The sequence below is a fragment of the Agromyces sp. NBRC 114283 genome, from assembly GCF_030268405.1.
GTDB classification, from domain to species: domain Bacteria; phylum Actinomycetota; class Actinomycetes; order Actinomycetales; family Microbacteriaceae; genus Agromyces; species Agromyces mediolanus.
This window is the reverse complement of sequence record NZ_BSQP01000001.1, coordinates 2,512,939-2,532,821: the sequence shown is the minus strand read 5'-3', so window position 1 is coordinate 2,532,821 and position 19,883 is coordinate 2,512,939. Positions and strand designations below refer to the sequence as shown.

The following is a 19,883-nucleotide window of genomic DNA, read 5'->3' as shown; positions in this document are numbered from 1 at the left end:
AGGCATGAGCATCGAGATCAACAACGAGTCGGCGATCGAGGTCGACGAGGCCGCGATCCAGCGGCTCGCCGTCTACGCGCTCGACGCGATGCACGTGCACGTCGACGCCGAGCTCGCGATCGTGCTCGTCGACGAGGGCGCCATGGAGCAGCTGCACGTGCAGTGGATGGACGAGCCGGGCCCGACCGACGTGCTGAGCTTCCCGATGGACGAGCTGCGCCCGGGCACCGAGGACCACCCGACCCCGCCCGGGCTCCTCGGCGACATCGTGCTCTGCCCGCAGGTCGCGGAGGCCCAGGCGAAGACCGCCGGGCACACGCTGACCGACGAGCTGCTGCTGCTCACCGCGCACGGCATCCTGCACCTGCTCGGCTTCGACCACGCCGAGCCCGCCGAGGAGAAGGAGATGTTCGGCATCCAGCGCGACATCCTCGTCGGCTTCGCCATGCAGGAGCGACGTCGCTGACGATGGAACCCTGGTACTTCCTCGTCGCCGCCTTCGTGCTCGTGGCCTTCGGCGGCCTGATGGCCGCCGTCGACTCCGCGATCGCCTCGAGCTCCCGCGCCGACATCGCCGAGCTCGCCGAGGGCGCGCGGGCGAAGCGCTCGCTCACCGCCATCGCCGAGGACACCGGCGCGCACGTCAACGCCGTGAACTTCATGCGCATCCTCGCCGAGACGACGGCGGCGGTGCTCGTCACCCTCGCCTTCGCGAGCTTCCTCGACAACCCGTGGCTCGTGCTGCTGTGGTCGGCGCTCATCATGACCGCGGTCTCCTTCGTGCTCGTCGGGGCGAGCCCGCGCAGCGTCGGGCGCGTGCACGCCCCGGTCGTGCTGCGGCTCACCGCGCCGCTCGTGCACTTCCTGCGGGTGCTGCTCGGCCCGCTCGCGGGCGCCCTCGTGCAGCTCGGCAACCGCGTCACCCCGGGCCGCATCCGCTTCGCGGGCGTCTCGAGCGAGGAGCAGCTGCTCAGCATGGTCGACGAGGCGACCGAGCTCGACGTGCTCGAAGAGGGCGACCGCGAGCTCATCCACTCGATCTTCGAGTTCAACGACACCGTCGTCCGTGAGGTCATGGTGCCGCGCACCGACATGATCACGATCGACGCGACGGCGCACCTGCAGCAGGCGATGAGCGTGTTCCTGAGCGCCGGCTACTCCCGCATCCCCGTCATCGGGCTCGACTCCGACGACGTCACCGGCATCCTCTACCTCCGCGACCTCGCCAAGCTCGGCTTCGAGCGACCGCTCGACGCCGAGAGCCTCACCGTCGGGCAGCTCGCCCGGCCGGCCGAGTTCGTGCCGGACTCGATGAAGGCCGACGCCCTGCTCCGGCAGATGCAGACGACGTCGAACCACCTCGCCATGGTCGTCGACGAGTACGGCGGCATCGCCGGGCTCGCCACCATGGAGGATCTCATCGAGGAGCTCGTCGGCGACATCTCCGACGAGTACGACCGCGAGACGCCCGAGGTCGAGGCGCTGGGCGACGGCCGCTACCGTGTGAGCGCCCGGCTCGCGATCGACGAGCTCGGCGAGCTGTTCGGCCTCGAGCTCGACGACGACGACGTCGACACCGTCGGCGGACTCCTCGCGAAGGCGCTCGGCCGGCTCCCGCAGCGCGGCGACCGCGCCTCGACGAGCGGCCTCGAGCTCGAAGCCGAGCGCACCGAGGGCCGCCGCCGGCGCATCTCGACCGTGCTGGTCTCGGCCGACGCGGCCCTCATCGACGCGACGGCCGCCTTCCTCGGCGACGCAGAACAGGAGCCCCACCGTGACTGAGTACCGAGCAGGATTCGTCTCCTTCGTCGGCCGACCCAACGTAGGCAAGTCGACGCTCACGAACGCGCTCGTCGGTGAGAAGGTCGCCATCACGAGCTCGAAGCCGCAGACGACGCGGCGGGCCATCCGCGGCATCGTGCACCGGCCGCACGGTCAGCTCATCCTCGTGGACACGCCGGGCCTGCACCGTCCGCGCACGCTCCTCGGCGAGCGGTTGAACGCCCTCGTGCAGACGACCCTCGGCGACGTCGACGTGATCGCCTTCTGCGTGCCGGCGAACGAGCCGATCGGTCCCGGCGACCGCTTCATCAACGAGCAGCTCGAGCAGTACCCGCGCGCGAAGAAGGTCGCGATCGTCACGAAGACCGACGCCGCCTCGAAGGCGAAGGTCGCCGAGCAGCTGCTCGCCGTCTCCGGGCTGCGCGAGTGGGACGCGATCGTCCCCGTGTCCGCGCCGCGCGGTGAGCAGCTCGAGGTGCTCGTCGACGAGCTGCTGACGCTCATGCCGACGTCGAGCCACCCGCTCTACCCCGAGGAGACCACGACCGACGAGGACGTGACCGAGCGCATCGCCGAGTTCGTGCGCGAAGCCGCGCTCGAGGGCGTTTCCGACGAGCTGCCGCACTCGATCGCGGTGACCGTCGACGACCTCATCGAGCGGGAGGACAAGGACCTCGTCGAGATCTACGCGAACGTCGTCGTCGAACGCGACAGCCAGAAGGGCATCATCATCGGCAAGGGCGGCGCCCGGCTGAAGGAGGTCGGCGCGGCGGCCCGCGCCGAGATCGAGCGGCTGCTCGGGCGCAAGGTCTATCTCGCCCTCCACGTGAAGGTCGCGAAGGACTGGCAGCGCGACCCGAAGCAGCTCGGCCGACTCGGCTTCTGAGGCCGCGGCTGCGCCCCGGTCCGCGGCGGGCGGATGCCTCGGCGGTCCGCCTGCAGGATGATTCCGAGCGGATCGGCGTGAACGCCGGGGGAGCTGGGCGTACGGTGGTTCGATGCGCACGACTCTGAGCCGGGGGCGGTTGACGACCGACATCGTCCTCGCCGGCGTCTTCGCACTGCTCTGTCTCCCGCTGGCGCTGCTCGGCAACGTCTTCGACCTGCTCGCCCTCGCCGGCTTCGCGGGGGCGCTCGCGGTGCGCCGGCTCTCGCCGGGCTGGTCGCTCGGCGTCGCCTGGCTCGCGGCGCTCGTGCAGATGGGCGCGCTCCGGGAGCTGCAGCTCTACGACGTCGCGGTGCTCGGCGTGCTCTACACGACCGCCGCGCACGGCGAGTCCATCGTGAAATGGCTCGGACTCGTCTCCGCGGGCGTCGGCTCGGTCGTCGCGACGCTGTATCTCGGGCTGCTGAAGCCCGCGCTCGGACAGAGCGAGTTCCTGTTCGCGCCGGACAACGCGGTGGCGCTGACCCTCTGGCTCGGGGTGACCTTCATCGCGGCGATCTCCGTGCTCGTGCTGAGCTGGACCGCCGGCCTGCTGGTCCGCGCGGTCCGCGAGTCCCGGGAGATCGGCCGCCGCGAGGAGGTCGCGCTCCGCGAGCGCGAGCTCGCCGAGTACCGCTACGTGGTGGAGCAGGAGCGCAACCGCATCGCCCGCGACATGCACGACGTGGTGGCGCACTCGCTCGCGGTCGTGATCGCGCAGGCCGACGGCGCGCGCTTCGCCGCGCGGACCCGACCCGAGACCGCGGTGGAGGCGCTCGGCACCATCGCGGGCGTCGCCCGCGGGGCGCTCGGCGACGTGCGGATGCTCCTCGCCGAACTGCGCCACGCGGAGACCGACACCCCGCAGCCCGTGCTCGACGACCTTGAGGAGCTGCTCGCCCAACTGCGCGGCGCCGGACTCGAGGTCGAGCTCGTCGAACACGGCCCCCGGGTCGAGCTCGGCACCGGCCACCAGATCGCCGTCTACCGCATCGTGCAGGAGGCGCTCACGAACGCGCTCAGGCACGGCGACGCGGATCGGCCCGTCGACGTCGTGCTCGCCTGGGACCAGGCCGGCGTCGTCGCCACCATCACGAACCACGTCCGGCTGGGCGCGGAGCCCGTCGGCGCCCGCGGCGCCAGGCACGGCATCCCGGGCATGCGCGAACGCGCGCAGCTGACCGGCGGTCAGCTCACGATCGAGACCGACGACGGGCGGTTCCGGGTGATCGCCCGGATCCCGGCCCAGCAGGGGAGCACCAGATGACCGAGATCCGCGTCTGCCTCGTGGACGACCAGGCCCTGTTCCGTGCGGGCATCCGCATGCTCATCGAGTCGCAGCCGGACCTCTCCTTCGCGGGCGAGGCCGCCGACGGGGCGGCCGGCGCCGCGCTCGCGAACCGCTCGCGGCCCGACGTGATCCTCATGGACGTGCGGATGCCGGTGCTCGACGGCATCGCCGCGACGGAGCGCATCCTCGCCGACGCCGACCGGGGCGGGTACCCCGCGCCGCGAGTGCTCGTGCTCACCACCTTCGACCTCGACGAGAACGCCGCGCGAGCGATCCGCGCCGGCGCCAGCGGCTTCGTGCTGAAGGACGCCGACCCCGAGTTCCTCCTCGCCGCCATCCGCACGGTGCACCAGGGCAACGCCGTGATCGCGGCGAACGCGACGAGGAACCTCATCGCCCACGCCGGCCGGGGGAGCGAGCGCAGCCCCGCGCCGCCCGCCTGGGCCGAGCTCACGCCGCGGGAACGAGAGATCTTCGCCCTCGCGGCCAAGGGACTCTCGAACTCCGAGATCGCCGCGAGCGAGTACCTGAGCGAGGCGACGGTGAAGACGCACGTGAGCCGCATTCTCGCGAAGCTCGGACTGCGCGACCGGGTGCAGCTCGTCGTCTTCGCGTACGAGCACGAGCTCTGAGCGTCATCCCGGGGCGTGCCGGCGGTCATCCTGCAGGATGACGGCGGACCATCCGCCGGCCGGATGCCCGGGCCGGGCCCCGGTCCGTAGCGTCGAAGACATGCAGATCCAACCCTCAGACCTCGGCCTCATCGCCCGCGTCGCCGCCCTCGGCAAGCGCTACGGCAGCGGCGCCGGCCAGGTCACCGCGCTCGACGACGTCTCCCTCGGGCTGCGCCGCGGCGAGTTCACCGCGATCATGGGCCCGTCGGGCTCCGGCAAGTCGACGCTCATGCACATTATGGCCGGCCTCGACACCCCGAGCTCGGGCCAGGTGTGGCTCGGCGACACCGAGATCACCTCGCTGCCGGACAGCGCCCTGACCGTGCTGCGCCGGCGCCGCGTCGGCTTCATCTTCCAGTCCTTCAACCTCGTGCCGACGCTCGACGTGCGCGGCAACGTGCTGCTGCCGTTCGAGCTCGACGGGCGCAAGCCCAGCCTCGACGAGCGGATGTGGATCGAGGAGCTCTACGAGGTGCTCGGCCTGAAGAGCCGCCTCGGACACCGACCCCATGAGCTCTCCGGCGGCCAGCAGCAGCGCGTCGCGATCGCCCGTGCGCTCGCCACCCGGCCCGACCTGGTCTTCGCGGACGAGCCGACCGGCAACCTCGACTCCCGCACGGGGCGCGAGGTGCTGGGGCTGCTCGCCGGGGCGAGCGCCGGCTACGGGCAGTCGATCGCGATGGTGACCCACGACCCGATCGCCGCGAGCCACGCCGACCGGATCCTCTACCTCGCCGACGGCCGGATCGTGCGCGACGCCGGACGCTCGACGCCGGAGGAGATCGCCTCGTTCATGCTCTCGATGGAAACCGCGGCCTGATGCGCGCCCGGCTGAAGGACCAGATCCCCACGCTCCTCGTCGCGCTGCTCGCGGGCACCTTCGGCGTCCTGCTGCTGCACGTCACGGGCATGCTCGCCGTCGCGATCGCCGCCGACTCCGTCACGGGGGAGAGCGACACCGTCGCGCTCATGCTGCCGGTCGTCGCGTGGGTGTTCATCGTCATCGCGATCTACGTCAGCGCCGTCGTCACCTCGAACACGGTCGCCACGGTCGTCGCGGGACGCACCCGCCTCATCGCGCTGCTCCGGCTCATCGGCTCCTCGGCCCGCGCCGAGCGCGGCCGGATCGCCCGGGAGGGCCTCGCGGTCGGCTTCGCCGGTGCCGCGGCGGGCGTCCTGCTCGGCACGCTCGCCGCATTCGGGCTCGAGCGGGTCGCCGTCGCGACCGGGGTGATGCCCGCCGTCGACTACCAGTACCTGAACGTCTCGGTGCTGCTGCCCGCGATCGCGGTCGTGCTGACGACGTGGCTCGCCTCGTGGGTGGGCTCGCGCCGCGTGCTGCGGGTGCGCCCGATCGAGGCGATCGGCCAGTCGGTCGAGTCCGGCCGCGAGGAGCTCGTCCGACGGCGCGGCCGCAACATCGCCGCCGTCGTGCTCGTCGTGCTCGGCACGGCCCTGCTCGCCGCGGGCATCGTCGTGGGCCTGGTCCGGCCCGAGGGCGTGCTGATCGGGCTCCTCGGCGGCATCCTCTCCTTCTCCGGCGTCGTGCTCGCCGCGCACGTCGTCATGCCGCCCGTGCTCCGCCTCGTCGGCCGGCTGTTCGGCCGCTCGCCGGCGGCCCGCATCGCGGCGGAGAACGCGGTGCGCAATCCCGAACGCGCCTCCCGGATGACGATCGGCCTCGTGATCGGCGTCACCCTCGTCACCACCTTCTCCGTGACGATGGAGTCGTACCGCGCGATGATCCACGCGGCGATCGAGGCGCAGCCGGAGGTGTTCGCGGGCGTCGAGGGCATGCTCAACGTGACCATCGCGATCTTCGCGGTGCTCATCGGCTTCAGCGCGCTCATCGCCGCGATCGGCATGGTGAACACGCTCTCGCTCAGCGTGCTGCAGCGCACGCGCGAGCTCGGCCTGCTGCGGGCGCTCGGCTTCGAGGCGCGGCAGCTGCGCGGCATGATCGTCGCCGAGGCCGCGGCGCTCACGGTCGCCGCGACCCTCACCGGGCTCGTGCTCGGCTTCGTCTACGGCTGGGCGGGCGCGCAGGCGCTGCTCGGCGGGGCGCAGGGGCAGCCGGTGTTCATCTTCCCCGGCATCCCGTGGGCGATGATCGGCATCCTGATCGTGGCCGCCGGCCTGCTCACGGCGGTCGCCTCGATCGCCCCGGCCCGGCGCGCGATGCGCGTCTCGCCGGTCGTCGCACTCGCCACCGACTGAGTTCGGCCACCAGACCGGGCACCAGGGGGGTGCCCGCCGGGCGGGACCGGGGCTCCGTGGGGGATGCTCCGGTTCCGCCCTTCTCCGTCGCGGTGCTACCCTGGTTCCGTGCTTCACGGCCTGCTTCTCCTTAGCTGCCGCAGCGAGTCCTCGTTCTAGGCCTCCCTCGCTGCGGAGTTCGTCGTCGGCTGCCACCGGACTGAAGCGAGAAGAGAGCACCATGCAGAACACCCAGAAGCCGTCCCCGATGCCCGTGCACCGGTACCGCCCGTACCACGAGCAGCTCCGCGTCGAGCTGCCCGACCGCACCTGGCCCGACCGGCGCATCACCGAGGCCCCGCGCTGGTGCGCGGTCGACCTCCGCGACGGCAACCAGGCCCTCATCGACCCGATGAGCCCCGAGCGCAAGCGCATCATGTTCGAGCTGCTCGTGAAGATGGGCTACAAGGAGATCGAGGTCGGCTTCCCGAGCGCGAGCCAGACCGACTTCGACTTCGTCCGCCAGCTCATCGACGACGGCGCCATCCCCGACGACGTCACCATCCAGGTGCTGACGCAGGCCCGCGACCACCTCATCGAGCGCACCTACGAGGCCATCGCCGGGGCCAAGCAGGCCATCGTGCACCTCTACAACTCGACGAGCGTGCTGCAGCGCGAGGTGGTGTTCCGCACCGACCGCCAGGGCATCATCGACATCGCGCTGCACGGCGCGCGCAAGTGCCGCGAGATGGAGTCGACCATCCCCGGCACGGCCGTCTACTACGAGTACTCGCCCGAGAGCTACACCGGCACCGAGCTCGAGTTCGCGGTCGACGTCTGCAACCAGGTGCTCGAGGTCTTCGAGCCGACGCCCGAGCGCAAGGTCATCATCAACCTCCCCGCGACCGTCGAGATGGCCTCGCCGAACGTCTACGCCGATTCGATCGAGTGGATGAGCCGGCACCTCGCGCACCGCGAGAACGTGATCCTCTCGCTGCACCCGCACAACGACCGCGGCACGGCGATCGCGGCGGCGGAGCTCGGCTACCTGGCCGGCGCCGACCGCATCGAGGGCTGCCTCTTCGGCAACGGCGAGCGCACCGGCAACGTCGACCTCGTCGCGCTGGGCATCAACCTGTTCACGCAGGGCATCGACCCGCAGATCGACTTCAGCGACCTCGACGAGATCAAGCGCACCGCCGAGTACTGCAACCAGCTGCCGGTGCACGAGCGCAGCCCCTGGGCGGGCGACCTCGTCTACACCGCGTTCAGCGGCTCGCACCAGGACGCCATCAAGAAGGGCTTCGAGGCGATGGAGGCGAAGGCCGAGGCGGCCGGCGTCAGCGTCGACGAGCTCGAGTGGGCGGTGCCCTATCTGCCGGTCGACCCGAAGGACCTGGGGCGCAGCTACGAGGCGGTCATCCGCGTGAACTCGCAGTCCGGCAAGGGCGGCGTCGCCTACCTGCTGAAGAGCGACCACGCGCTCGAGCTGCCGCGCCGGCTGCAGATCGAGTTCTCGGGCGTCGTACAGGCGAAGACCGACGCCGAGGGCGGCGAGGTCACGAGCGACGAGATCTGGCGCATCTTCACCGACGAGTACCTGCCGGCGCCGGAGTCGCGCCCCGACGAGAAGTGGGGCCGCTTCGAGCTGCTCAGCCTCCGCACGGAGAGCGATCTCGACGGCATCGTGAACGTGCGGGTGGGCCTCCGCGATGGCGCCGAGCGCGTCGACGCCGACGCCAGCGGCAACGGGCCGATCTCGGCGTTCCTCGCGGTGCTCGGCGCCGAGGGCGTGCAGGTGAAGCTCCGCGACTACGTCGAGCACACGCTCGCGGCGAGCGGCGACGCCGTGGCGGCCGCGTACGTCGAGCTCGAGGTCGAGGGCCGGGTGCTCTGGGGCGTCGGCATCGACGCGGACATCTCGACCGCCTCGCTGAAGGCCGTGGTGTCCTCCGTGAACCGGGCGCTGCGCGGCGTCGCGGTCGAGCCGGAGCCGGAGCTCGCCGCGGTCTGAGCGAGTTCACGAACCGTCGGTCAGAGTCGCCCGCGTCCTCCCGGATCCGGGCGACTCGCCTTTTCCCGAGTTGCCCAACTTTCATGCAAGTCGGGCAACTCGAGGTTTGGATGGGCGGGTGGGTCAGCGGCGGATGACGGGGAGCACGCCGGTCTCGGTGGCGACCTTGCGGCGGTTGAGCATGCGCTGCTCCGGGAGCGAGAGGTCGAAGATCACGGCGAGCCAGCGGATGATGCTCGTCACGACGACGCAGGCGATGCCGGCGATGAAGATCGGCACGTGGAAGAGGTCGAGCACGACCAGCACGAGGCATCCGGCCGCCGCGGCGACCGCGTAGAGCGAGCCGACGTGCATGATGGCGACCGGGAGGCTCATCAGCATGTCGCGGAGGATGCCGCCGCCGACCGCCGCGGCGACGCCGACGAACACGGCAGGCAGGATCGGCAGGCCGAGGCCGAGCGCCTTCGAGGTGCCGAAGGCGCCGAACATGCCGATCACCACGGCGTCGAGGCCGACGATGACGCCGTTCAGGCGGGTGAGGGGCCCCGCGAGCAGCATGCCGACGAGCGAGGCGACGACCGCCGTCACGAGGTACCAGTTGCTCTGCAGCGCGCCGATCGGCTGATTCAGCAGCAGGTCGCGGATCACACCGCCGCCGAAGCCCATGACGATGCCGACGATCGCGACGCCGAGCAGGTCGAGCCGGCGTTCGCCGCGGAAGCCGGACGCGAACAACGCCCCCTGCACCCCGCCGAGGCCGACAGCGGTGAGGTCCAGCCAGAGCGGGATCATGAACTGCGAGGTCTCCACCCGCCCATTCTCGCAAGCGGATGCCGCGGATGGCCCCGTGTTCCGGCGGTTCGTCGGGCCCGAGATGGGAGAATCGTCTGGTGCCCGTGTACCGAGATGAAGCCGTCGTGCTGCGCACCCACAAGCTGGGTGAAGCCGACCGCATCGTCACGCTGCTCTCGCGACGGCACGGCAAGATCCGCGCCGTGGCGAAGGGCGTGCGCCGCACGGCGTCGAAGTTCGGGGCGAGGCTCGAGCCGTTCATGGTCGCCGATCTGCAGCTCTACGAGGGCCGCACGCTCGACGTGATCACCCAGGCGGAGTCGCTCGGCTCCTACGGCGCCGAGATCTCGCAGGACTACGCGGCGTACACCGCGGCGAACGCGATGGTCGAGACCGCCGACCGCGTCACCGAGGCCGAGGGCTCGCTGCAGCAGTACCTGCTGCTCGTCGGGGCCCTCCGCTCGCTCGCCCGGCGCGAGCACGGCCCGGGCCTGACCCTCGACTCCTATCTGCTCCGCGCCCTCGCCCTCGCCGGCTGGGCGCCGAGCTTCGAGGACTGCTCCCGCTGCGCCAGGCCCGGCGAGCACCGTGCGGTCGTGGTGCAGCTCGGCGGCATCGTCTGCGACGAGTGCGCGCCGCCCGGCTCGCCGCGCATCGAGCGCACGACGATCGCGCTGCTCGGGGCCTTGCTCACCGGCGACTGGGCGCGCGCCGAGGCCGCGCCCGAGCGCGACCGCAACCAGGCCTCCGGCATCGTCGCGGCCTACGCCCAGTGGCATCTCGAGCGGGGGCTCCGCTCACTGCCGCACGTCAGCCGCGACGCCGACGAGCCCGCCGCCCGCGCGGCGCCGGACCGCACGGCTCCCGACGCACCAGCCCAGACAGGAACTCCGTGACCCCGAAGCCCTACACGCACCGCGACGCAGTGCCGTACCGTCCCATCGACTGGACCGGCCTCTACCCGCCGGAGCTGCCGCGCGGCGCCGTGCCGAATCACGTCGCGGTCGTCATGGACGGCAACGGCCGCTGGGCGAACCGCCAGGGCCTCACCCGCATCGAGGGGCACAAGGCGGGCGAGGCCGCCCTGCTCGACGTCGTCGCCGGTGCCGTGCAGATCGGCGTGAAGCACCTCTCGGTCTACGCGTTCTCGACCGAGAACTGGAAGCGCAGCCCAGACGAGGTGCGCTTCCTGATGGGCTACAACCGCGACGTGCTGCACCGCCGGCGCGATCAGCTGAACGAGTGGGGTGTGCGCATCCGCTGGGCGGGGCGCAAGCCCCGGCTCTGGAAGTCGGTCATCGAGGAGCTGCAGTTCGCCGAGCGGCTGACCGCGGGCAATGACGTGCTGACCCTGACGATGTGCGTGAATTACGGCGGGCGCAACGAGATCACCGACGCGGTCCGGGCGATCGCCGACGACGTCGCGGCCGGTCGCCTGAGGCCCTCGGCCGTGAGCGAGAAGCAGATCGCCAAGCGGCTGTACCAGCCCGACATGCCCGACGTCGATCTCTTCGTGCGCAGCTCGGGGGAGCAGCGCACCTCGAACTTCCTGCTCTGGCAGTCGGCCTACGCGGAGATGGTCTTCCTCGACACCCTCTGGCCGGATTTCTCCCGCGTCGACCTCTGGCGCGCGGTCGAGCTGTACGCGCGGCGCACCCGGCGATTCGGGGGCGCCGTCGACGCCCCGAGCGCCGGGTAGCGCCGGCGGTTCGTCGGCCGCCGGCTCAGCCGAGCCCGAGCTCGCCGAGGAGTGCGCGGGCCTTCACGAGCGCGGCGGACGAGCCCTTCCGTGCGGCGAGCTCCGCGAGACCGGGCCACGTCGCGTCGTCTGCGGGGATCCGGCCGGCGGCTGCCGCGGCCCGCAGCACCGGCGCCCGCAGCAGCGCGACGTCGAGCACCCGGTTCAGCCAGGCGGGCGGCTTCGGCTGCCCGGCGGCGAAGCGCACCGACTCGGTGAGCAGCGGCCAGAGCACGGGCAGCGCTCGCAGCTCGCGTTCGATCGAGCCCATCATGCGCGCGGGCGTCAGTTCCGGCAGCGGCACGAGGCGTCGAGCGGCGAGCCGAACCGAGGCCGCGGAGAACTTGCGGGCCGCCACCATCGCATCGACGCTGTAGCGCGACTCGACGTCCGAGCAGAGCGAGGCGAGCACGACCGCGACCATGAGTGAGGTGAGCGGGGGTTCGAGGCCGTCGCTGCGCGGGCCGGCCCCGCCGGTGCTGCGGTCGCGGAACTCGGAAACGGAGAGCCGGCCCGCGGCGGCGTCCCATTCGATCCAGCGGCGCTCGTCGCCCTCGACGGTCTCGGCGTCGAGCTGTCCCTCCCGGTCGAGGGCGTAGGCCCAGGTCATGAGCGCGCGGTAGCGCACGCCCGGCTCCTCGGCGAGCGCGAACTCGAGCGGCACGAAGCGCTTCGAGCCGCGGCTGTGCACCGTCGCGCTCAGTTCGACGCCGTCGTCGATCGCGACGCCCTCGCCGTCCCCTGACGGCCAGACGGCGTCGAGATCGATCCCGGGCTCGGTCTCGGGGGCCAGGGGAGCGGCCGGCGCGCTCGGCGCAGGGAGGCGGGCAACGACCGCGCGGGCCGCAGCGACGGCGCGCGAGGAGCCGTTCCGCGCGGCGAGCGCGCGGACGCCCGGCAGTTCGAGCACGGATGCCTCGGCGATGCCGGCGCCGACGGCCGCTTGGGCCGAGGGCAGGAGGCTGTCGATCGCCTCGACGAGCTCCGCCGTGCCCGGGATCATTCGGACGCCGGCGAGGGAGGCCTCGACGGTGCCGTCGAGCAGCGGCCAGACGAGTGATCCCAGTCCGGCCTCGGCGAGCTCCCCGGCGACGCGGGCGAGCTGCGCCGCGCCGCTCGGGCCGCCGCGGTCGACGAGTCGGAGCTCGGCCACGCCCGGGATGAGAAGCCCGCGCTCCCAGGCCTCGAGCACGGCCTCGAACATGGCACCGGCTGCCTGCTCGTGCGGCGAGCGGAGGCCGCCGATCAGCGCCGCGGCCTGCCGTGGCCCGAACGGTCGGGCGCGTCGGGCGAGCTGACGCCAGGTGTACCCGCTCGACGCTTCGAGCCAGTCGCCCGGGTGCGTGCCGTCGCCCCAGGCCGGCAGCTCGACCGGGGAGCCCCAGCCGTAGCGGCTCGGGTCGAGCCGCGGCGGGAATTCGGCGAGCGAGGCCGGGAGGGTCGTCTCGGCGCGCTCCCAGTCGCCGTCCTCGTCCTGCACGAGCGCCGGCTCGCGAAGCGGGTCGAGCAGGTAGCCGCGAGCGGCGGGACCCGCGTCGCGCTCCATCCGCTCGCCGGACTGCAGCAGCACCGGCACCTGGAGCGTGGCGAGCTCGTCGAGCTGCGCCGGCGTGACGAGCGAGAGCTCGACCCGGAGCAGGGCGAGCAGCAGGTCCGCCTCGCTTGCGGCGGCGTCGGCGTCGCGGTAGGCGCGCAGACGTGTGAGCAGTTCCTCGGGGTCGATCCGAAGGTCGTCCCAGCTCGGCGTCGACAGCAGCGTCGGCACCTCGCCGAGGCGCTGCGCGACGGCGGCCTCACGGGCGGTCGCGGGCGGGTAGTGCACGTCGTGGCGCCAGTCCTCGCCGCCGGGCCCGACGAGGCGGTCGAGCGAGCGGATTGGCGCTTCCGCCACCCAGTCGGCCACGGCTCCGACGCCGGCCCGCCAGCTCGGCTTCAGCCCACGGAGGGCGAGGCGCGTCCGATCGGGATCGCTGCGGGCGACGGCGTTCGCGAGCTCGAGGAAGCGATCCACCTCGAGGTCTATGGCGTTCTCCGGGCGGGAGGCGAGCCGCTCGGCGGCGGTGGACAGCGCCTCGATCGTCGCCGGCGCCGGGGCGAACCTCGGCACCTCCCAGAGCGGCGGCGTCGGCGTCCACGGCGTGGGCGCCTCGACGGGCTGCGCCGGCGGCTCCTCGTCCGTCAGACCCCAGCGTGCGAGCAGCGCCGTGGCGGACGATGCGAGCCCCGTGTCCCGCCCGGCCGCCACGGCGGCGAGGGCGGGTCGCGCGGTCTCGCCCGCCGCGCCGGTGAGCGGCCGGGGCCGCCGTTCCGCGGCGTCGAGGACCGCGCGACGAGCGGCCTTGGGCTTCGTCGCGAGGGCGAGTGACAACGCCTCGGCCGCGTCGTCCTCGTCGCCGTGCTCGATGAGTGCCGGCGCGAGTGCGACGACGACCGGCGCCTCGGCATGGCTCAGTGCGCCCAGCAGGGACCCGGCGTGCGCGACGAGTTCGGCGTCGCTGAGGGCGAGCGCTCCGACGAGTGTGCCCGCCCACGCCTTCCGGTCGCCCGGGCGCTGGGCCGCATCCAGTGCGAGGAGCACGAGCGCGACCGCCTCGTCCCGGGTGATCCAGCCCGCCGTGACCCCCACCGCGACCGCCCGCCCGAAGGGGCCCGTCGCCGGGGCGCCGACCGCGATTCCGAGGCGGACGTGCTCGGCGAAGCGGGGGCGGAGGAACTCGGCGTCGATTGCGCCGCGGTCCTGCGGGAAGAGCTCGGCCTCTTCGCCGAGGGCGAGCGCGGCGTAGACCGACCAGTCCTTCAGGTACTCGACGCTCTCGGGCACCGGCAGCTCGTGATGGTGCACGAGCCGCACCGCGCGTCCGGCGTGCACCGAGGTGGAGTGCTCCCAGGCGCGGCGGTTCGAGCGGCACGCGCGGGCCACGAACGCCGTCGCGAACTCGGGGCCGCGGGTCGCGAGCACCTCGGCCGCCAGCTCGTCGGGAACCGTGCCGGCCCCGCCGAGCAAGTCCTCGGCCCGCCTGGCGTCGACGCCGGTGCGGATCGCGAAGAGGGCGAGCATCCCGTGGTCGGTCTCGCCGACGAGCGAGGCCCGCACGAAGCCGCCGTCGTGCTCGGCCCATTCGTTCCAGTCGCCGCGGCGGAGCCCGGCCCGCGCCTCCCGCTGCTGCGCTTCGGTGCCGATGGGCAGCACGGGGGCGTCGGCGAGCGGAGCGCCGTCCCAGCCGAGCTCGCGGAACAGTTCGAGCGAGCGGGCGAGGGCGTCGGTCATGCGGTCTCCTCCATCAGGATGCGGACGGCGAGCACGTGCGCGCAGGGTCCTCGGTCGCGGCTGCCGCCGAGCTGCCAGGTGCAGCTGCATCGGCCCCCGTCGTCCCCGATGCGCACGAGGTAGCGCACCGGCTCCGCTTCACTCCCGCCCTCGACGAGCCATTCGCCGGCGGCTTCAGCCGGTGCGACGCGCCGCTCGGCGGCGAGGCGCCGGGCGGTCCGCACGCGGGGGTGATCGCGCGTGACGCGCTCGGGGTCGTCGGGCAGCTCGCGGTGGAAGTGCGCGCCGCTGCGCACGTCCCAGCCGACACGGCCCGAGGCGGCGAGCACGGCGATGCCGGACTCGGTCTGGGCTCGGCTGAGGCCGGACTCCCGCTGCAGGCGATCGACGTCGATGACGGGCTCGAAGGCGAGCAGCGCCGAGAGCAGTGCCGCGTGCTCGGCGACGTCGGCGGGCGCGAGGGCGCTCACGAGCGACCCTTCGCCGGAGAAGCCCCGCCACGATTCGACGGTGAGCCCGAGCAGCAGGCTCGCGTGGGGGAGCGAGACCTCGACGGCGGTGGGCCCCGGCTCGCCGTCCGCCTGCCCGTACACGGCGAGCCCCTGCACGTGGAGGAGCAGCCGCTTCAGCGCGGCGAGCCGGTGCAGGCCCTGCACGTGCACCGCACTGCCGGTTCGGCGAGGGGCGAGCCTCGCCCCGCTCGGGGTCGGGGTGAGCCAGCCGCTCGTGCCCGAGGCCGTCGTCGCCGGGAGCGAGCCGAGCAGCGCCCGGGCGCCCGCCCGGTCCAGCTCGAAAGCGAGGCGCAGACCGCGGTGCAGCTCGGCGACGTTACCGAAGGCCGGGATCCAGCGGGCCGGCATCTCGACCGGTCGCTCGACGGCGGTCGTCCGCGGCGTCGAGAGCTCCAGGCCCTCGGTCCCGACGTCGAGATGGAACAACTCGGCGCGCCCGACCGCGGCGAGGGCCTGCCTCGTCGCGAGCCCGAGGTCGACGTTCGTCGTGCCGTGCGAGACCTCGCCGCCGTCGAGCCCGCTCGCGAGCAGGTCGAGCCTGGCGTAGACGCTGTTGCAGGCCGAGAAGACCTCGGCGCGGAGGCGGTCGCCGTGGGCGGTCAGCACCGGGTCGCGCTGCGTCGTCGGCGTGTACTTGAAGTACCGCGTGGCGGTGAGGTCGGCGAGGGTCAGCAGGCCGCGGGCGACGAGTTGCGGCTCGGTCGCGAAACCGTGGAAGAAGCTCGGCCGCGGATCGGGACCGTTCGGCGCGAGGCCGGGGGCGAGCGCGAGGGCGAGTCCGTTCGCGGTCGCCGTCGACGCCGACGCGAATCCGCGATCCCCCATGCAGGCAGCCTAGCGGAGGGGTTACCTCGGGCCGCGCCGGGCGAAGAGCCCCGCGAGGAGCGCGTGCAGCAGGGGCAGCACGGAGAGCCCGAAGAGGGTCCACCCGAGCGGCGGGTTCGGTGCGACGAGGACGGCGCCGCCGATGAGGAGGGCGGCGAACAGCACCGCCGACACCACACGGCGGGCGACGCCTTCGAGTCGATCGAGACGCCGCTCGAGCCGCGAGGTGTCGAAGGAGAGTCGGCCCTGCTCGACCTTCGTGACGACGGAGTCGAGCCGCTGCGGCATCCCCCAGAGGATGCCGGCACTCGACATCGCCTGGTCGACGAATCCGCGGGCCATGCCGCCGCCCTCCTCGCGGAGCAGCTGCGTCGCGTACGGCTCGACCGCGTCCCAGACGTTGAACTCGGGGTCGAGCCCGCTGCACATGCCGGAGGTGAGCGCCATCGCCCGGATGAGGAGCAGCAGATGCTCGGGCAGCTGCAGCGGGAGGGAGCGCACGACGTCGCCGAACTCCTCGCCGAACTGGCGGAACTCCCTCGGATCCACGTCCTTCAGCTGGGCGAAGCCCATGCCGCCGAAGCGCTCGAACAGCTGGGAGAGCGCGCGCTCCAGCTCGCCGGTGTCCGCGCTCGGCAGGAGCACGCCGATCTCCCGCGCGGCCTCGATCATGCCGCGGCCGTCGCGTGCGGCGACCGCGATCACGAGGGTGCGCAGCCCGCTGCGGAGCTCGGCCGGCACCTCGGCCATCATGCCGAAATCCACGAAGGTGAGCCGCCAGCCGGGCGTCGCCGCCTCGCCCGCAGGGGCCGACGGATCGGCGGCGACGTTCGGTGTGACGAAGAGGTTGCCGGGGTGCGGATCGGCGTGCACGAAGCCGTGCGTGAACACTTGGTCGAACATGACCTCGGCGAAGACGTGCGCGACCTCCGAGGGGTCGATGCCGGCCGCGCGCAGCGCCGCCGTGTCGTTGATCTTGATCGCGGTGACGTCCTCGAGCGTCAGCACCCGTCGGGTGGTGCGCGCCCAGACGACGGCGGGCGCGTCGACGCGCGGCTCCTCCGCGAACGACTCGGCGAAGCGTTCGGCGTTGGCCGCCTCGTGCAGGTAGTCGATCTCCTCGAGGCTGGTCTGGGCGAACTCCTCGACGAGGGCCGGGGCATCCACGCGGTCGGCGACGATCCGCACCCGACGCAGCCAGCCGGCGATGCGGCGGAGCGCCGCGAGATCCACGGCGACGATGCGGTCGATGCCCGGGCGCTGCACCTTCACGACGACCTCGGCGAAGCCGGCGTCCTCGGCGTCGGGTGCGGCGAGTCGGGCGCGGTGCGCCTGGCCGAGCGACGCCGCCGCGACTGGGGTCTCGTCGAAGGCGGCGTAGACCGATCCGAGCGGCGCGCCGAGCTCCTGCTCGGCGAGCTTCCGGATCTCGGGGAAGGCGACCGCGGGCACCTCGTCCTGCAGTCCCTCCAGCTCGGAGGTGATCTCGGGCGGCAGCACGTCGAGCCGGGAGGAGAGGAACTGGCCGACCTTGATCATCAGGCCGCCGAGCTCGACCGCGAGGCCGCGGAAACGCGTGGCGAGCCGCTGCATCCGTGCGGCGCGGGTGCGCTCGGCGACACCGCCGAGGCCGAGTCTCGGCAGCGCGAGCTCGAACCACCAGAGCTGCACGAGCTGCCGGGCGGCGAAGCGCAGGATGCGGCGCGAGCGGGCGCGCCGGGCGCGCTCGTCGTCCGCGGCAGGCGGCGTGGGGCCGCCGGCGGCGCGCGGCGTCACCCGGTCAGTCCTGGGCGAGGATCGAGTAGAGCCGCCGCCGGGTGTCGTCGAGCTCTCGCACCGCCTGCTCGAGCTGCTCCGGCGTGCCGGTGCGGCCGAGCTGGGCGGCCGCAGAGGCGAGCTCGATGCCGGCCTTGGACAGCGCCGCGTGCGGGGCGGCGCTGCGGGTGCCCGACTCCCAGGGCGCGGGCCGATCGGCGCCCGCCTCGGCCTCGGCGCGCCCCGACTCGGTGAGGGAGTAGGTCTTGCGGCCGCGAAGCTCCTCGGCCGTGATCAGCCCCTCGTCGGCGAGCAGCTGCAGGGTCGGGTACACCGAGCCGGCGCTGGGCTTCCAGCTGCCGCCGCTGCGCTCCTCGATCTCGCGGATGATCTGGTACCCGTGCATGGGCTCCTCGGCGAGCAGTGCGAGCACCGCCTGGCGCACGTCGCCGCGCGCCATGCGGGAAGCGCCGCCGCGCGGGTCGAGGGAGGAGCGCAACTGCGACATCGCCTCCCAGAGCAGCTGGCCGGGGCCGTCGCCCGGGAAGCCGGTGCCGCTGAATCCGCCGCTCGGGCGCTGTCCGTTCATGGTGACCTCCATGCTGAGCTAACGAACGATACTCAACGATATATCGTTCGGCTCGGCGACGGAAGGGGTCGGTTACTCGGCGTCGGCGCCAGCACCGGGCACGAAGCAGACGTCGCCCTCGCAGACCATCGCGCCAGGGGCGCCGGTCACCATCGTGAAGGGCGAGACGGCTGCCTCGTCGGGCGTGCCGGCCGAGGCATCCGTCGCGGCCACCGCGGTCGACGCGTCGGCCGCGGTCACGCGACCGCCCCGTCCCGCTCGCCGGCCACCTGGGTGAGCACCTGGCCGAACACCTCGGCGGGCTGGGCGCCGGAGACGCCGTACTTGCCGTCGATGACGAAGAAGGGCACCCCGTTGATGCCGTACGCACCCGCCTGTGCGATGTCGGCCTGGACGGCGGCGGCGAAGCGACCAGACTCGAGCGCCTCGCGCGCGGCGTCGGCGTCGAGCCCGGCGTCGGCGGCGAGCGCGACGAGCTCGTCGACGCGGCCGACGTGCCGGCCCTCGGTGAAGTAGGCGCGGAACAGGCGCTCGGCGAGCTCGAGCTGGCGGCCCTCGGACTTGGCGAAGTGCAGCAGCTCGTGCGCCTTCAAGGTCTTGGTGTGCTGGAGGGCGTCGAAGTCGTAGTCGAGGCCCGCGTTCGCGGCGACGCCGGTGACGTGCTGCAGCATCTGCTGCACCCGCTCGGCCGGCATGCCCTTGTGCTTCGCGAGGAAGTCGATCTCGCTGCCCTCGAAGTCGACGGGCGTGTCGGGGGCGAGCTCGAAGGAGTGGTACTCCACCTCGATCTCGGGGGCGTCATCGCCCAGGGCGGCGACGCCCGCTTCGAAGTGGCGCTTGCCGATGTAGCACCAGGGGCAGGCGATGTCGGACCAGATGTCGATCTTGATGGGAGTGCTCACATCGATGCGAACGCACGGACCGCGCGCGGCATTCCCGCCCGCCGGACCGGGCTACTCCGGGTCGCTGAGGTCGGCGACGGTCGCGCCGTACGCCGCGATGAGGGCGTCGGCGTCGACGAAGAGGCTGCGGCCGTGCTCGCCGGCGCCCATCGAGACGCGTCGGCCGGCGATGGTCTCGTCGGCGTACACCGGCCAGGCGGTGGTCGAGCCGAGCGGCGTGATGGTGCCGCGCTCGTAGCCGGTCGCCGCGAGCGCGAGGGAGGCGTCGGGCAGCTGCAGCTTGTTGACGCCGACGAGGGCCCGCAGCTTCGGCCAGCTGATCTTGCGGCCGCCCGGCACGAGGGCGAAGAGGTAGCTGCCGTCGCTGCGCTTCACGACGAGCGACTTCACGATGTCGCCGGGGGAGATGCCCAGCAGCTCGGCCGCCTCCTCGAGGCTCCGGGCGGCAGGTCGCTCGATGACCTCGACCTCGAGTCCGCGGGCGGCCGCGTCGGCCCGCACCCGCTCGACGCCGGAAAGGGGCGCGTCCGTCATCTCGTCCTCCACAACGCTCGATCCGGTTCGAATCCTACGCGCCGCGCGGGAACGGGCGGCCTGCGGGCCGGGATCTGGAAGAATCG

At 72.8% G+C, this 19,883-nt stretch carries 18 protein-coding genes; 10 read left to right on the top strand and 8 right to left on the bottom strand.

Going from position 1 to position 19,883, the window contains the following annotated elements; genetic code table 11:
• Positions 1–4: 4 nt before the first annotated feature.
• The 8 genes from ybeY to leuA all read left to right on the top strand — a co-directional run bounded on the left by ybeY (position 5) and on the right by leuA (position 8,882).
• Positions 5–466, top strand: coding sequence for an rRNA maturation RNase YbeY (ybeY, locus tag QSJ60_RS12225; RefSeq protein ID WP_230766817.1), 462 nt, complete (start codon positions 5–7; stop codon positions 464–466).
• Positions 467–468: 2 nt separating this feature from the next.
• Positions 469–1,782 carry a hemolysin family protein gene (locus QSJ60_RS12220; protein WP_189086474.1) on the top strand — a complete coding sequence of 438 codons (1,314 nt, stop codon included), beginning with the start codon at positions 469–471 and terminating at the stop codon, positions 1,780–1,782.
• Positions 1,775–2,668: a GTPase Era gene (gene era / locus QSJ60_RS12215; RefSeq protein ID WP_189086473.1), complete on the top strand. Its 894-nt coding sequence runs from the start codon at positions 1,775–1,777 to the stop codon at positions 2,666–2,668. Before QSJ60_RS12220 ends, era begins: the two co-directional genes overlap by 8 nt.
• Positions 2,669–2,780: 112 nt before the next feature.
• Positions 2,781–3,974 (top strand): sensor histidine kinase, encoded by a 1,194-nt coding sequence (locus QSJ60_RS12210; RefSeq protein WP_285463771.1) that lies wholly within the window; start codon positions 2,781–2,783, stop codon positions 3,972–3,974.
• Positions 3,971–4,630: a response regulator gene (locus QSJ60_RS12205; RefSeq protein ID WP_285463770.1), complete on the top strand. Its 660-nt coding sequence runs from the start codon at positions 3,971–3,973 to the stop codon at positions 4,628–4,630. Before QSJ60_RS12210 ends, QSJ60_RS12205 begins: the two co-directional genes overlap by 4 nt.
• Before the next feature lie 100 nt (positions 4,631–4,730).
• On the top strand, positions 4,731–5,492 hold the full coding sequence (locus QSJ60_RS12200; protein WP_189086470.1) for an ABC transporter ATP-binding protein: 762 nt from the start codon (positions 4,731–4,733) through the stop codon (positions 5,490–5,492).
• A complete protein-coding gene (locus QSJ60_RS12195) occupies positions 5,492–6,889 on the top strand; it encodes an ABC transporter permease (protein ID WP_285463769.1) in 1,398 nt (465 codons plus the stop codon). Before QSJ60_RS12200 ends, QSJ60_RS12195 begins: the two co-directional genes overlap by 1 nt.
• Positions 6,890–7,109: 220 nt before the next feature.
• Positions 7,110–8,882, top strand: coding sequence for a 2-isopropylmalate synthase (gene leuA, locus QSJ60_RS12190; RefSeq protein WP_271202667.1), 1,773 nt, complete (start codon positions 7,110–7,112; stop codon positions 8,880–8,882).
• A 123-nt stretch (positions 8,883–9,005) separates the two neighbouring features.
• Here the strand turns inward: leuA and QSJ60_RS12185 are convergent, their stop codons facing one another.
• The gene (locus tag QSJ60_RS12185) at positions 9,006–9,674 is read right to left on the bottom strand and encodes a trimeric intracellular cation channel family protein (RefSeq protein ID WP_189086527.1); all 669 of its coding nucleotides are present in this window, start codon (positions 9,672–9,674) and stop codon (positions 9,006–9,008) included.
• A 98-nt stretch (positions 9,675–9,772) separates the two neighbouring features.
• On the opposite strand from QSJ60_RS12185, the gene recO reads away from it, so the two are divergent.
• A complete protein-coding gene (gene recO / locus QSJ60_RS12180) occupies positions 9,773–10,570 on the top strand; it encodes a DNA repair protein RecO (RefSeq protein ID WP_285463768.1) in 798 nt (265 codons plus the stop codon).
• Positions 10,567–11,373, top strand: coding sequence for an isoprenyl transferase (locus QSJ60_RS12175; RefSeq protein ID WP_189086466.1), 807 nt, complete (start codon positions 10,567–10,569; stop codon positions 11,371–11,373). Before recO ends, QSJ60_RS12175 begins: the two co-directional genes overlap by 4 nt.
• A gap of 25 nt (positions 11,374–11,398) precedes the next feature.
• Here QSJ60_RS12175 and QSJ60_RS12170 read toward each other — a convergent pair whose 3' ends face one another.
• The 7 genes from QSJ60_RS12170 to QSJ60_RS12140 all read right to left on the bottom strand — a co-directional run bounded on the left by QSJ60_RS12170 (position 11,399) and on the right by QSJ60_RS12140 (position 19,797).
• Positions 11,399–14,680, bottom strand: a complete 3,282-nt coding sequence (locus QSJ60_RS12170) for a DUF7824 domain-containing protein (protein ID WP_285463766.1) — start codon at positions 14,678–14,680, stop codon at positions 11,399–11,401.
• The gene (locus QSJ60_RS12165; RefSeq protein ID WP_285463765.1) at positions 14,677–16,017 is read right to left on the bottom strand and encodes an SWIM zinc finger family protein; all 1,341 of its coding nucleotides are present in this window, start codon (positions 16,015–16,017) and stop codon (positions 14,677–14,679) included. Before QSJ60_RS12165 ends, QSJ60_RS12170 begins: the two co-directional genes overlap by 4 nt.
• Positions 16,018–16,038: 21 nt before the next feature.
• Entirely contained in the window at positions 16,039–17,793 is a 1,755-nt protein-coding gene (locus QSJ60_RS12160) for an ABC1 kinase family protein (RefSeq protein WP_285463763.1), read from the bottom strand.
• A gap of 4 nt (positions 17,794–17,797) precedes the next feature.
• The gene (locus QSJ60_RS12155; protein WP_189086462.1) at positions 17,798–18,361 is read right to left on the bottom strand and encodes a PadR family transcriptional regulator; all 564 of its coding nucleotides are present in this window, start codon (positions 18,359–18,361) and stop codon (positions 17,798–17,800) included.
• Between the two features lie 72 nt (positions 18,362–18,433).
• Positions 18,434–18,601, bottom strand: a complete 168-nt coding sequence (locus tag QSJ60_RS12150; protein ID WP_285463761.1) for a hypothetical protein — start codon at positions 18,599–18,601, stop codon at positions 18,434–18,436.
• The gene (locus QSJ60_RS12145; protein WP_243568473.1) at positions 18,598–19,263 is read right to left on the bottom strand and encodes a DsbA family oxidoreductase; all 666 of its coding nucleotides are present in this window, start codon (positions 19,261–19,263) and stop codon (positions 18,598–18,600) included. Before QSJ60_RS12145 ends, QSJ60_RS12150 begins: the two co-directional genes overlap by 4 nt.
• A gap of 51 nt (positions 19,264–19,314) precedes the next feature.
• On the bottom strand, positions 19,315–19,797 hold the full coding sequence (locus QSJ60_RS12140) for an aminoacyl-tRNA deacylase (RefSeq protein ID WP_285463760.1): 483 nt from the start codon (positions 19,795–19,797) through the stop codon (positions 19,315–19,317).
• Positions 19,798–19,883 lie beyond the last annotated feature (86 nt).

Bases quoted from the DNA above. Each gene is read 5' to 3' on its own strand.
- QSJ60_RS12200 (WP_189086470.1), top strand. From the start codon at position 4,731: ATGCAGATCCAACCCTCAGACCTCGGCCTCATCGCCCGCGTCGCCGCC.
- QSJ60_RS12205 (WP_285463770.1), top strand. From the start codon at position 3,971: ATGACCGAGATCCGCGTCTGCCTCGTGGACGACCAGGCCCTGTTCCGT.
- QSJ60_RS12220 (WP_189086474.1), top strand. From the start codon at position 469: ATGGAACCCTGGTACTTCCTCGTCGCCGCCTTCGTGCTCGTGGCCTTC.
- QSJ60_RS12170 (WP_285463766.1), bottom strand. From the start codon at position 14,680: ATGACCGACGCCCTCGCCCGCTCGCTCGAACTGTTCCGCGAGCTCGGC.
- QSJ60_RS12210 (WP_285463771.1), top strand. From the start codon at position 2,781: ATGCGCACGACTCTGAGCCGGGGGCGGTTGACGACCGACATCGTCCTC.
- ybeY (WP_230766817.1), top strand. From the start codon at position 5: ATGAGCATCGAGATCAACAACGAGTCGGCGATCGAGGTCGACGAGGCC.
- QSJ60_RS12185 (WP_189086527.1), bottom strand. From the start codon at position 9,674: ATGATCCCGCTCTGGCTGGACCTCACCGCTGTCGGCCTCGGCGGGGTG.
- QSJ60_RS12195 (WP_285463769.1), top strand. From the start codon at position 5,492: ATGCGCGCCCGGCTGAAGGACCAGATCCCCACGCTCCTCGTCGCGCTG.
- QSJ60_RS12140 (WP_285463760.1), bottom strand. From the start codon at position 19,797: ATGACGGACGCGCCCCTTTCCGGCGTCGAGCGGGTGCGGGCCGACGCG.
- QSJ60_RS12155 (WP_189086462.1), bottom strand. From the start codon at position 18,361: ATGAACGGACAGCGCCCGAGCGGCGGATTCAGCGGCACCGGCTTCCCG.
- leuA (WP_271202667.1), top strand. From the start codon at position 7,110: ATGCAGAACACCCAGAAGCCGTCCCCGATGCCCGTGCACCGGTACCGC.
- QSJ60_RS12165 (WP_285463765.1), bottom strand. From the start codon at position 16,017: ATGGGGGATCGCGGATTCGCGTCGGCGTCGACGGCGACCGCGAACGGA.